Source organism: Alcanivorax sp. (genome assembly GCF_017794965.1).
Taxonomy (GTDB): Bacteria; Pseudomonadota; Gammaproteobacteria; order Pseudomonadales; family Alcanivoracaceae; genus Alcanivorax.
Map to the genome: position 1 here is coordinate 689018 of NZ_CP051240.1, position 11340 is coordinate 700357.

Consider the following 11340-nt stretch of genomic DNA (forward strand, 5'->3'; position numbering starts at 1 on the left):
GAACAAGGAAGGCAATGCAGCCTGATAAAAGTAATTCTCACGTAGATCTGCGTAAGCAGACGTTGGACAAGTGGGTGAGCGCTCACCTTGGCGCTACCCTTGAGGGCGTCCCGGCCTCCGCCGACGCCAGTTTCCGCCGCTATTTTCGCTATGAGCACGCCGGGCAGACCCTGGTGGCCATGGATGCGCCGCCGGAGCAGGAAGACTGCCGGCCCTTTATTGATGTGGCCGCGCGCCTGCGAGAGGCCGGTGTTCATGTGCCAAAGATCATCGAACAGGATCTGGAACAGGGCTTCCTGTTGCTCACCGACATGGGCACCGAGACCTGGCTCACCGCCCTCTGCGAGGCCAATGCGGATGAATGGTATGCCGCGGCTATCGATACCCTGATCACCCAGCAGAAGCACGCCCGCACCGAGGGCCTGCCGGAGTACGACGAGGCCCTGCTGCAGCGGGAACTGGAACTGTTCCCCCAGTGGTACCTGTTCCGGCACAGGGAGAAGGTGGTCACCGGTGAGCTGCGCCAGCGGCTGGACAAGGTGTTTGACGTCCTGATCGAGTCGGCTCTGGCCCAGCCCAGGGTGTTCGTTCACCGGGACTACATGCCCCGCAACCTGATGGTGTCCGAGCCCAACCCGGGCGTGATCGATTTCCAGGATGCCGTGGCTGGCCCCATTACCTACGACGTGATCAGCCTGTTCAAGGATGCCTTCCTGAGCTGGCCGGAACAGCGGGTGGAAGGCTGGCTGCGCCAGTACCACCAAAAAGCTCAGGCCGCCGGCCTGCCGGTACCGGACGCCTTTGAAGACTTCCAGCGCGATTGCGACCTGATGGGCGCCCAGCGCCACATCAAGGTGATCGGCATCTTTGCCCGCATCTGTCATCGTGACGGCAAGCCCAAATACCTGGGGGATGTGCCGCGCTTCTTCGCCTACCTGCGTACCGTCATCGCCCGTCGACCGGAGCTGGCGGACCTGCAGTGGGTGCTGGACCAGATCGAGGACAACGAGTGAAGGCCATGATCCTGGCCGCCGGCTACGGCAAGCGCATGCGGCCGCTCACCGATCACACCCCCAAGCCCCTGCTGCAGGCGGGGGGCAAGGCGTTGATCGAATACCACATCGAGAGACTGCGCGATGCCGGTATCGATTCCCTGGTGATCAACAGCGGCTGGCTGGGTGACAAGCTGGCCGAGGCCCTGGGCGACGGCAGCCGCTACGGCATCCCCATCGCCTGGTCCCATGAAGGCACCCCGCTGGAAACCGCCGGCGGTATCAAGCGCGCCCTGCCGCTGCTGGGCGATGACCCCTTCCTGTTGGTCAACGGCGATATCTGGACCGATTTCGACTTCCAGCCGCTGCTGGCGGACCGCCCCGATCCCGTCCATCTGGTGCTGGTGAATAACCCCGAGCATCACCCCGCGGGCGATTTCCATCTGACAGAAGGGGGCCGGTTGCGCGATAATGCCGAGCCCAGACATACCTACGCCGGCATCGGCCGCTTTGATCCGGCCCTGTTTGCCGCGCTGCCGGAAGGCGAAGCCAAGCTGGCCCCGCTGCTGCGCGCCGCCATGGCGGAAGACGCCGCCAGCGGCGAGCATCACCAAGGCCAGTGGTGGGACATCGGCACCCCGGAACGTCTGGAGGAACTGGATCGGTTACTGACCCAACGCTGAAAACAAAATTTGTAGGAGCGGTCGTTGGACCGCGATTTCTGCCCGTGGCGCTTTCGCGGTGGAACCACCGCTCCTACAGACGCTGCTGCGCCAACTGCACTTTTGAGGATTTATCATGCCCAAGCAGGATTACCTGATCGCCCCCTCCATTCTGGCCGCCAACTTCGCTCGCCTGGGCGAAGAATGCGATAACGTACTGGCCGCCGGGGCAGACGTGATCCACTTCGACGTGATGGACAACCACTACGTGCCCAACCTCACCATCGGCCCCATGGTGTGCAAGGCCCTGCGCGACCACGGCATCACCGCTCCCATCGACGTGCACCTGATGGTCAGCCCGGTGGACGACCTGATCGGCATGTTCGCCGAAGCGGGCGCCAGCTACATCACCTTCCACCCGGAAGCCAGCCAGCACGTGGACCGCTCCCTGCAGCTGATCAAGAGCCACGGCTGTAAAGCCGGCCTGGTGCTCAACCCGGCCACCCGCCCGGACTGCCTGGAATACGTGATGGACAAGCTGGACATGATCCTGCTGATGAGCGTGAACCCCGGCTTCGGTGGCCAGAAGTTCATCCCGTCCACCCTCGACAAGACCCGCGCCGTGCGCCAGATGATTGACGCCAGCGGCTACGACATCCGCCTGGAAGTGGATGGCGGCGTTTCCGAAAAGAACATCCGCGAAGTGGCCGCCGCCGGCGCCGACACCTTCGTGGCCGGTTCCGCCATCTTCGGCAAAGACGACTACGCCACTGTCATCCAGCAAATGCGCGAAGAACTCGCCCAGGCCTGATGTGGGAGCTTGCCTGCAAGCGATTTCCTTCAGAATCTAAAAACCCAAAAATGGTTTACCACAGAGATCACTGAGGTTAAAGAAAGGGAGCGCCTTACGCCCGGCTGACGAAGCCGCTGTAGGAGCGCCACTTGAGGCGCGAAAGCGAGCCTTGGCGAGCAGAGGTTTTTCAAAATCCGTCCTTCGCTAGCGCTCTGGTTCGCGCCTCAAGTGGCGCTCCTACAAATGCCAGCTCCTCGTCGGAACCATCCCCATCGATTATTGCCAGACACAATAAGTCAGCAATCACCAACTCCCCATGCCCTTTGAACCGTTCTCCCACTCAAAACCCTCCGCAACAATGCTCCTCTGCATTGCGTTAAGCGCCTGCGCCACAAAACCCACTCCCCCCGTCCAGGAATCCGAACCCCCAAAAGACGACAACACCACCGCCGAACTTCTCACCTCCGACAACCTCCTCCTCAACAGTCTCCTGGCCCAAAAAGAAGACTGGCAAGGCGTCCCCTACCGCTACGGCGGCCTAAGCACCAAAGGTGTGGATTGCTCCGGCTTCGTCTACCTCACCTTCCTCTCGCAACTGAACATGCAAGTGCCGCGCACCACGGCTGAATTATTGAAAGAAGGCGAGCCCGTCGCCCGTAACGAACTGGCCGTTGGCGACCTGGTGTTCTTCCGCCTGGCTCGCGGCAATCGCCATGTGGGCATTTACCTGGGTGACGAGGCGTTTTTGCATGCCTCAGTGAGTAGTGGCGTTATGCAATCGTCGCTGGGGAACCCGTATTGGCGGGAGCGCTATTGGCAGGCGAGGCGGTTGGTGGGGCGGTAGCTCTCGATCCGGTTTTCTTACATCCGCAAGCTCACTTTGTAAGGGATGGCTTACATAAACAGGTAAGGGGCTGAGTTAAGGTTATTTTCCCGAATCGGGGAGCGGGCCGCTGTTTGCTGATGAGCACAGGTCTGGCGTTTCAGAGACCGTTTCGGAGACGGAATTGTAACGTGTATCGATACAGGGTACAGTGTGAATGATAGAGTCGTTCAAGGAGCGGGCGCTGGATGATTACTTCTTTAATGGCGGTGTATGTCCGGCCCCCAGGAACATTGAGGGGGCACTCAAGCGCAAACTTGAAATTCTTCACATCGCCACCGGCGAGCAGGATTTAAGGGTGCCACCAGGAAACAGGTTTGAGCACTTGAATGGAAAGTTGAAGGATTGGTGCTCGATTCGGGTCAACAAGCAATACCGCTTGGTGTTCAAGTGGGACAAGGGTAAAGCGCGCGATGTTTACCTTGATCCCCATCAGTACAGATGAAAGGTGACATCATGGTTGAGGCATTAAGACTGCCTGCGCATCAACCCACCAGCGTGGGCGCCATGCTCAAGGAAGAATTCCTCGAGCCCCTGAAAATTACTCAGGGGGAACTGGCCAAAGCAATGGGCGTCAGCCGTAAAACGGTCAATGAGCTATGCGGCAATCACCGTGGCATCACGGCGGAAACCGCGTTTCTACTTGCCAAGGTACTGGGTACAACCCCTGAGTTCTGGCTTAACCTCCAATACATGAATGACATGTGGTTGGCCATTCACAAGGAGTCCCTTGCCAAGAAGGTGGCTGCGGCCAAGTCGTTGGTTGCAGCCTGATCAGGGGGCCGGGGATTGGTCGCTTTTGGATTCGGGGTCAGATCTTTCATCCGGGTGCACGATGCAGGGCCTCGGTGGCTCGGCTTGTCGAGAAACGCATCAACGGGAAGAATGTCCTCACTCATGCGGAATACGACAAAGTCTGGTCGTGATACGCGAGAGGAGATTTATCATGACTGCAATAGCGTTCAAGGAAGCCTGTTACAGCTTCGCGCAGGCCGCGGCGCCTTACCTTCCTATCCGGGATGAGGCGCACTATGAGGAGGCGCTGGCGCTGATCGAAAGTCTGCTGGAAGAGGCTCAGGATTCCGCCGATGATCCCCTTAATGCGGTTGTCGATCTGCTGGCGCAGGCAATTGAATCCTATGAAAACAAGGATGCTGAACTTGCCGCTTTTGATCGGAGTGCAATGGAGCAGCCCGCAGATCTTGCCATGCTTCGTCTGCTGATAGCACAACACCAGCTGGGCACCGCCGATCTCCCTGAAATCGGCTCCAAGTCCATGGTGTCACGGGTGCTCTCCGGTGAACGAAGCTTGAACAAAAAACATATCGCGGCACTGGCCAGGCGTTTTGGTATTGATCCTGGGCTTTTCTTTTGAGGGGCTCGCCATTGTGATGGAGTGCACGATGCAAGACCTGACCCCAATGTCGGACCCTCTCCCAAATGCCGCGATGGTACATCAAGACCTGATCCCGGTTTGCTTAAATCACGCCGCGAGATGCTGCTATGGAAGGCGTTAGCTGCGCAGTTTCTTTAGTGCGCGATTGAGGTTGTCTCTGGCTGCCAACTCCAGTTTCTCTCTCAACTCTACCGTGTGATAAATCACCCCCTGATCCAGAAAACTTTTTAACACCGCACCCCGCCCTTTCCGGAACGCTTCCTCCGGCACAAAGGCATACTCCTGCCGAATCCATCCTTCATAGCAGTCATACAGTTCTGCCTCCGCCCCGAGAATACTCAGATCAATATCCTGCAGCAGCGCCATGCCCCTATCGGTGGGTGGGTGCGGGTGGATGGTGGCGAGGATGAGTGCGTGGACGCGATCTTTCTGTTTCTTTGTGAGTGTGCTGTCTTCGAAATGCTCAGCGAACCAGTCGGCGCTGCGGACTTCGTTGTCGCTGGCGCGGGGATCGTAGGTCACGTCGTGAGCCCAGAGGGCTAATTCAATTGTCAGCGGATCATCGGCAAGGTGGCGGTAGCGGTCCAGCCATGTCAGGCAGGCGGCCACGTGATCCAGGGTGTGGTAGTGGCGATGGGGTTCGCTGTAGAGGGTGGCCAGTTGTTGCCAGGTGGCATCTGGCTCGCCTAGTAGCGGGGCAACGTTGGTGTGCCATCGCTGTTGTAGTGTGGATTCGGTGGTCATCCAGTTTTCTCAGATCGTCTGGCCAGGAGACCTTCTGTATCAGGAGAAGGTGCTGGCTGGCCTGCCCAGATGGGTGTCGTCTGCATCTTGAATGAATCCTTCTTCAGGGTCATCAATGATCTCGTATTTCGGTACACCTATCAGGTAGAGGCGCTTGCAAGCCTGCATATCCTGCGCAATGGTGCGTTGAATCACTTGATTTTTGCCTACTTGGGGAAGAAAACTTTTAAAACGACACCCATTCTCAACCTTTTCGCCTTCCCGAAGTTCATAGTGGAAAGCGCTAAATTCAATCGTGTTGAAACCTTCTCGCAATTTAACCGTTGCTCCGGAAAGAAAGTTGTTGAAGGCAGACAGTTTATCACTTTTAAGGATCAAAGAGTCTGCCGCTGCGACATTCATTGCCAATCCAAAAGCGACTATTAACATTCCCTTGTACATACCATGCTCACTGCTTTTATAAGCATTTCCATCATCTCATTGATGTGGAATGAAAGTGAGCTATTAAAATAGCTTTTGGCTTGATTAGTGGCAGTAAGTTTTGCTGAAAGTAACAATTCTTCACAGTAGAGAAAAGGCAAGAGAGAGGCGCGGAATTAGCAAGGAAATAGGGCCTGGTCTTGCCCCGTGCGTCAACGGACAAAGACAAAATCTCGAATCTTGTAGATCCGAGAATCTCGATATTCACTGTGTAAGCGAAGAGCATTGGCCTCAGGTCTGCCTATTCCCGTGATGTGATCCCCCGGCCTTTCAGTATGGCGACTTCCCGTAGAGTGAGTCGAGGAACGTAATAATCTGAAGGCGTAGAGCAAAAAACCTGTCTGAGCGGAGCGAGTCTTTTTTGTGTCCTTCAGATTATGAGTACCGAAGTGTACCCGCGGAGCGGGTCGAACGGAGTCGGGGTGGCGGGGAGTCCAGAGGGGGAGCCAGTTCCCCCTTTGGGCCCGTCCGGCGAGGACAAGCACTTTGATCGGTGCGATAACGGGGCAGGTAAGTCGTGAGTCATCCGGGTGGGTGCCACCTTCACTTCTGGCATTGCCTAATGGATGGTGGTGGCATCTTCCTCGCTGTCGCTCGGTTCGCGGCTCAAGCGCCGCTCCTACGGGGGGGGGGAAGGTCAGCCCGCTTCCTCGAATGGCTTGCCGTCCTCATCCACAAACCGCACATCCCGCACAGTCAGCGGCTGTCCCTGCTGGTTCTGGACGCTGACCGGGGCCAACGGCTCACCCGTCTGCCGATCCACCAGCTGCATGCTGTCCTGTGCTCCATTCCAGCGTTCGCTCCACTGGCGCAGGGCGGTGACCACGGTGAACAGGTCGCGGCCCTTGTCGGTGAGGCGGTATTCGTAGCGCTTGCCGTGTTCGCCCACATCCACGCGCACCATGACGCCGTTCTCTACCAGGCGGGAGAGACGGTTGCAGAGGATGTTCTTGGCGATCCCCAGGCTGTTCTGGAAGTCCACATAGCGGCGGGTGCCCAGCATGGCCTGTTTCACGATCAGCAGGGACCACCAGTCGCCAACCTCATTGAGGGCGGAGGCAACGCAGCATCCCATTTCATCAAAGCGTTTGCGTGTCATAGCGCTAGTGTACGTCAGAATGGTTGCAAAACGAAACCAAATAAGGTTTCATCGTGAAACCAAATTATGTGGCCGGGCGTTTCCCGGCTGACAGAAGCGCTGATTCTGTTAATTTTTTTAAGACGAGATTCGGGAGAGCCCCCTATGAGCAATTCACTGGATAGCCTGTTGCGTCCGTTTGAGTGCAAATCCCTGAAGCTGCGGAACCGGGTGGCCATGGCCCCCATGACCCGCACCTTCTCTCCGGGCTATGTGCCCAATGATGAAGTGGTGGGTTACTACCGCCGCCGCGCCGAAGGCGAGGTGGGGTTGATCATCACCGAAGGTACCTTTGTGGGCCACAAGGCGGCCAACGGCTACGAGCGGGTGCCGGCCATCTATGGCGATGAGGCCATGGCGGGCTGGAAGAAGGTGGTGGATGCGGTGCACGAGGCCGGAGGCCAGATCATTCCGCAGCTGTGGCATGTGGGCGCGGTGCGCAAGGCCGGTATCGGCCCCGATAAGGACGTGCCCGGTTATTCCCCGTCTGGCCTGTTCAAGCCGGGCAAGGAAAATGGTCATGCCATGACCAAAGAAGACATCCAGGACGTGATCCGTGCCTTTGCGGAGTCCGCCAAGGCTGCCAAGGAGGTGGGGTTTGATGGCGTGGAGATCCACGGCGCCCACGGCTACCTGCTGGATCAGTTTTTCTGGGAAGGCACCAACCAGCGTGACGACGAGTACGGCGGCTCCATCGAGAACCGGGCCCGTATCGGTGTGGAGATCGTCAAGGCGGTCCGTGAAGCGGTGGGTGAGGACTTCGCCATCGTGCTGCGTTTCTCGCAGTGGAAACAGCAGGATTACGAGGCCAGGCTGGCTCAGAACCCGGAAGAGCTTGAGCGCTTCCTGATGCCGTTCGTGGAGGCGGGCGTGGATATCTTCCATGCCTCTACCCGACGTTTCTGGCTGCCGGAGTTTGAAGGCTCTGATCTGAACCTGGCGGGCTGGACCAAAAAGATCACCGGCAAGCCCACCATTTCTGTGGGCAGCGTGGGCCTGGATGATGACTTCCTGAACAGCCCGGAAGGCATGGGCGGCACCGCCAACCCGGCGGGGCTGGACGAGCTGACCCGGCGCATGGAGAACGACGAGTTCGATCTGATCGCCGTGGGCCGTGCGTTGCTGCAGGACCCGAACTGGCTGGTGAAGATGCGTCAGGGCAAGGAAGACGAGATTACGCCGTTTACCAAGGCAGCGCTGGGGAGTTTGAGCTGACAGCTACGAGCTATGAGCTGTGAGTAAAAGCACGCGGGGCAGGTTGTCTGGCCCGGAAATGAAAGAGGCCGCGTCCAAGGGTTGGGTGCGGCCTTTTTTGTTGTGCAGACGATTTTGTGGGAGCGGTGGTTCCACCGCGAAAAAACACCGCGCCACGGCTATCGCGGTCGGACGACCGCTCCTACAGCGGGAGGTGCGGTTTGGCTTTTCGACGGAGTCGCTGTAGGAGCCCAGCTCGCCTGGGCGAACCGAGCCACAGCGAGGAAGTGTTGAGGTTGGGCCCACTCCTGTTTCGGGAGAGCCAATGCTTGGTAGCCCTGCGGCGGAGTCCGCATTGCCATGCGGTTCGCCCAGGCGAGCTGGGCTCCTACAGAGGGGCATTGCTGAACGACAGAGGCCGCGTCCAATGTCTGGGCGCGGCCTCTGTGTTTCAGTTCGCTGCGACCTCAAACCGCGTTGCAGCTTGAGGCTTGTAGCTTGCCGCTCAGTCCTCGCCCTGATCCTCCAGGGACTGGTTGATGGCCAGGGCGAGCAGGGTGCAGATGACGCCGGAGAGCAGGTACACGGTCACCGACAACAGGCCGAATTTGGCGGACAGGCCCAGGGCCACCAGGGGGGCGAAGGCCGCGCCGAACAGCCAGGCGAAGTCGGAGGTGAGGGCGGCGCCGGTGTAGCGGAAGCGCGGGGCGAAGTTGGCGGTGACGGTGCCGGAGGCCTGGCCATAGGACACCCCCAGCAGGGCGAAGCCGAGCAGGATAAAGGTGTCCTGCATGACCGGGCTGCCGCCCATTAATAGTGGAGTGAGCAGGCTGAACACGCCGATCATGGCGGCCAGGGCGCCCACGGTGGTGCGCTTGCCAATGCGCGCGGCGATCCAGCCGGAGCCGATGGTGGCCAGGATGCCTACGAAGCCGCCGACGATCTGTACGGTGAGCACCTGGGCGGTGGTCTGGCTACCCTGAAAGGCAATCCAGGACAGCGGGAAGATGGTCACCACATGGAACAGGGCGTAGCTGGCCAACGCCGCGAAGGAACCAATGAAAATGTTGTGGCCTTCTTCGCGCACCATTTCGGTGGTGCGGATGGGCTCCAGTTCTTTTTCCTGCATGGCTTCAGTGTATTCCTCGCCCAGCACCAGGCGCAGGCGGGCAAACAGGGCCACCACGTTGATGGCAAAGGCCACGAAGAACGGGTAACGCCAACCCCAGCCGAGGAAGTCAGCGGCAGTGAGGCTGTTATAGAGGTACAGGAACAGGGCGCTGGCGATCACAAAGCCCAGTGGCGCGCCCAGCTGGCCCAGCATGGCGTACCAGCTGCGTTTCTCTTTGGGCGCGTTCAGGGCCAGCAGGGACGGCAGGCCGTCCCAGGAGCCGCCGAAGGCTACCCCCTGCATAATACGGAACAGGGCCAGCAGGGCGATGGCGTAGCCGCCGATTTTTTCATGGCCGGGGAGGAAGGCGATCCCGGCGGTGGCGGTACCCAGCAGGAACAGGGCGGCGGTGAGTTTCACGCCGCGGCCCCACTGACGTTGGATCCACATGAACAGGGCGGTACCGAAAGGGCGCGCCACAAAGGCCAGGGCGAACAGGGTGAAGGCATAGAGCATGCCCTGCAGTTGGCCGGTAAACGGAAAGAAGACCTGGGGAAAGATCAGGACCGAGGCAATCCCGTAGACGAAGAAGTCGAAATATTCGGAGGTGCGGCCGATGACCACGCCAACGGCGATTTCATTGGGGGCCACGGGGGCGTGGCTTTGCCCCGGTGAGGGGGCTGCGTAGCTCTGAGACATGTTGTGCGCTCTTCCTCGAAGTTGTTATGGAGGCTTGCTGGCGGCCCTAAACGTGAATGGCCAGTCATGCATTGATTTCCATCAAGCCTGCTTAGGACTTTAAGCCGATGGGACAAAATGTCCAATACCGGCTACCCCTTCCCTTGGCTAAGGTGCCGCAAAGGGAGTCGCAGATCCGCTCCCTCTCCTGATCCCATAAGCCAACAGAAGTACGCCAATGCAAATAGCCAAACTATTGCGTGGGGTGGTGTTGACCCTGCTGGCAGCCGCACTGCTAACCGGCTGTGACACGGTGGTAATGTCCCCGTCCGGAGACATTGCCATGCAACAGCGTGACCTGCTTGTCTGGGCCACCATCCTCATGTTGCTGGTGATTGTGCCGGTCATCGTGCTGACCCTGTGGTTCGCCTGGCGCTACCGCGAGACCAACGAAGAAGCCACCTACGCCCCGGAGTGGACCCATTCCACCGTGCTGGAGCTGGTGATTTGGGCGGTACCACTGATGATCATCATCGCCCTGGGCGCCATGACCTGGGTGGGCACCCACAAGCTGGACCCCTACCGTCCGCTGGACCGGATTGATGCACAGACCCCGGTGCCCGCCGATCTGGAGCCGCTCACCGTGGAAGTGGTGGCGCTGGACTGGAAGTGGCTGTTCATCTACCCGGAGCAGGGCATTGCCACGGTGAATGAGCTGGCAGCGCCGGTGGATCATCCGATCCGCTTCAAGATCACCGCGTCCACCATGATGAATTCGTTCTTCATTCCGGCTCTGGCCGGACAGATCTATGCCATGGCGGGCATGGAAACCAAGCTGCATGGGGTGATCAACGAGCCGGGTGTCTACAAGGGGTTCTCCGCCAACTACAGCGGCGCGGGCTATTCCCACATGAAGTTTGATTTCCACGGGCTCAGTGAGGCGGACTTCGACGCCTGGGTGGCGAAGGTGAAGGCCAGCGAGCTGAGCCTGGATCGCGACACCTACCTGGAACTGGAAGTGCCCAGCGCCAAGGTGCCGGTGACGCTGTACGCCAACGTGGATCCAACCCTGTACCACGGCATTCTCAATCGCTGTGTGGTGCCGGGCACCGTGTGCATGGAAGACATGATGTACCACAGCGGCATGGGCCAGCACGGGGAACATCACGGCGAGGCTGAGGGCCATGAAGGTCACGAGAGCCACGCCGGTCACGGCGAGCATGGAGGCCACCATGATTAACACCGAACTCCAGACCACATACGCAGTAG

The 11340-nt window shown here is 59.2% G+C and carries 13 protein-coding genes; 9 read left to right on the forward strand and 4 right to left on the reverse strand.

What is annotated here, in order from left to right; all coding sequences use genetic code 11:
• Window positions 1–14: 14 nt before the first annotated feature.
• The 7 genes from HF945_RS03025 (at window position 15) to HF945_RS03055 (ending at window position 4705) form a co-directional block, all read left to right on the forward strand.
• Window positions 15–1013, forward strand: coding sequence for a phosphotransferase (locus HF945_RS03025; protein ID WP_290524282.1), 999 nt, complete (start codon window positions 15–17; stop codon window positions 1011–1013).
• On the forward strand, window positions 1010–1675 hold the full coding sequence (murU, locus tag HF945_RS03030; RefSeq protein WP_290524283.1) for an N-acetylmuramate alpha-1-phosphate uridylyltransferase MurU: 666 nt from the start codon (window positions 1010–1012) through the stop codon (window positions 1673–1675). Before HF945_RS03025 ends, murU begins: the two co-directional genes overlap by 4 nt.
• A gap of 115 nt (window positions 1676–1790) precedes the next feature.
• Window positions 1791–2465 carry a ribulose-phosphate 3-epimerase gene (rpe, locus tag HF945_RS03035; RefSeq protein WP_035233045.1) on the forward strand — a complete coding sequence of 225 codons (675 nt, stop codon included), beginning with the start codon at window positions 1791–1793 and terminating at the stop codon, window positions 2463–2465.
• A gap of 298 nt (window positions 2466–2763) precedes the next feature.
• Window positions 2764–3291, forward strand: coding sequence for an NlpC/P60 family protein (locus HF945_RS03040; protein WP_290524284.1), 528 nt, complete (start codon window positions 2764–2766; stop codon window positions 3289–3291).
• Between the two features lie 196 nt (window positions 3292–3487).
• Window positions 3488–3775: a type II toxin-antitoxin system RelE/ParE family toxin gene (locus HF945_RS03045; protein ID WP_290524285.1), complete on the forward strand. Its 288-nt coding sequence runs from the start codon at window positions 3488–3490 to the stop codon at window positions 3773–3775.
• A complete protein-coding gene (locus tag HF945_RS03050; protein ID WP_290524286.1) occupies window positions 3772–4104 on the forward strand; it encodes a HigA family addiction module antitoxin in 333 nt (110 codons plus the stop codon). Before HF945_RS03045 ends, HF945_RS03050 begins: the two co-directional genes overlap by 4 nt.
• A gap of 172 nt (window positions 4105–4276) precedes the next feature.
• Window positions 4277–4705, forward strand: coding sequence for a transcriptional regulator (locus tag HF945_RS03055; RefSeq protein ID WP_290524287.1), 429 nt, complete (start codon window positions 4277–4279; stop codon window positions 4703–4705).
• Window positions 4706–4843: 138 nt separating this feature from the next.
• Here HF945_RS03055 and HF945_RS03060 read toward each other — a convergent pair whose 3' ends face one another.
• The 3 genes from HF945_RS03060 to HF945_RS03070 all read right to left on the reverse strand — a co-directional run bounded on the left by HF945_RS03060 (window position 4844) and on the right by HF945_RS03070 (window position 7049).
• Entirely contained in the window at window positions 4844–5470 is a 627-nt protein-coding gene (locus HF945_RS03060) for an N-methyl-D-aspartate receptor NMDAR2C subunit (protein WP_290524288.1), read from the reverse strand.
• Between the two features lie 39 nt (window positions 5471–5509).
• The gene (locus tag HF945_RS03065) at window positions 5510–5911 is read right to left on the reverse strand and encodes a hypothetical protein (RefSeq protein WP_290524289.1); all 402 of its coding nucleotides are present in this window, start codon (window positions 5909–5911) and stop codon (window positions 5510–5512) included.
• Between the two features lie 676 nt (window positions 5912–6587).
• On the reverse strand, window positions 6588–7049 hold the full coding sequence (locus tag HF945_RS03070; RefSeq protein ID WP_290524290.1) for a helix-turn-helix domain-containing protein: 462 nt from the start codon (window positions 7047–7049) through the stop codon (window positions 6588–6590).
• A 144-nt stretch (window positions 7050–7193) separates the two neighbouring features.
• Here HF945_RS03070 and HF945_RS03075 point away from each other — a divergent pair, with 144 nt between their 5' ends.
• A complete protein-coding gene (locus HF945_RS03075) occupies window positions 7194–8303 on the forward strand; it encodes an NADH:flavin oxidoreductase (protein ID WP_290524291.1) in 1110 nt (369 codons plus the stop codon).
• A gap of 484 nt (window positions 8304–8787) precedes the next feature.
• Here the strand turns inward: HF945_RS03075 and HF945_RS03080 are convergent, their stop codons facing one another.
• On the reverse strand, window positions 8788–10092 hold the full coding sequence (locus HF945_RS03080) for an MFS transporter (protein WP_290524292.1): 1305 nt from the start codon (window positions 10090–10092) through the stop codon (window positions 8788–8790).
• Window positions 10093–10309: 217 nt separating this feature from the next.
• On the opposite strand from HF945_RS03080, the gene cyoA reads away from it, so the two are divergent.
• Complete coding sequence (cyoA, locus tag HF945_RS03085) at window positions 10310–11311, forward strand: ubiquinol oxidase subunit II (RefSeq protein WP_290524293.1); 1002 nt, start codon at window positions 10310–10312, stop codon at window positions 11309–11311.
• The last annotated feature ends 29 nt before the right edge of the window (window positions 11312–11340 follow it).

Bases quoted from the DNA above. Each gene is read 5' to 3' on its own strand.
- HF945_RS03025 (WP_290524282.1), top strand. From the start codon at position 15: ATGCAGCCTGATAAAAGTAATTCTCACGTAGATCTGCGTAAGCAGACG.
- rpe (WP_035233045.1), top strand. From the start codon at position 1,791: ATGCCCAAGCAGGATTACCTGATCGCCCCCTCCATTCTGGCCGCCAAC.
- HF945_RS03040 (WP_290524284.1), top strand. From the start codon at position 2,764: ATGCCCTTTGAACCGTTCTCCCACTCAAAACCCTCCGCAACAATGCTC.
- HF945_RS03045 (WP_290524285.1), top strand. From the start codon at position 3,488: ATGATAGAGTCGTTCAAGGAGCGGGCGCTGGATGATTACTTCTTTAAT.
- HF945_RS03050 (WP_290524286.1), top strand. From the start codon at position 3,772: ATGAAAGGTGACATCATGGTTGAGGCATTAAGACTGCCTGCGCATCAA.
- HF945_RS03055 (WP_290524287.1), top strand. From the start codon at position 4,277: ATGACTGCAATAGCGTTCAAGGAAGCCTGTTACAGCTTCGCGCAGGCC.
- HF945_RS03060 (WP_290524288.1), bottom strand. From the start codon at position 5,470: ATGACCACCGAATCCACACTACAACAGCGATGGCACACCAACGTTGCC.
- HF945_RS03065 (WP_290524289.1), bottom strand. From the start codon at position 5,911: ATGTACAAGGGAATGTTAATAGTCGCTTTTGGATTGGCAATGAATGTC.
- HF945_RS03070 (WP_290524290.1), bottom strand. From the start codon at position 7,049: ATGACACGCAAACGCTTTGATGAAATGGGATGCTGCGTTGCCTCCGCC.
- HF945_RS03075 (WP_290524291.1), top strand. From the start codon at position 7,194: ATGAGCAATTCACTGGATAGCCTGTTGCGTCCGTTTGAGTGCAAATCC.
- HF945_RS03080 (WP_290524292.1), bottom strand. From the start codon at position 10,092: ATGTCTCAGAGCTACGCAGCCCCCTCACCGGGGCAAAGCCACGCCCCC.
- cyoA (WP_290524293.1), top strand. From the start codon at position 10,310: ATGCAAATAGCCAAACTATTGCGTGGGGTGGTGTTGACCCTGCTGGCA.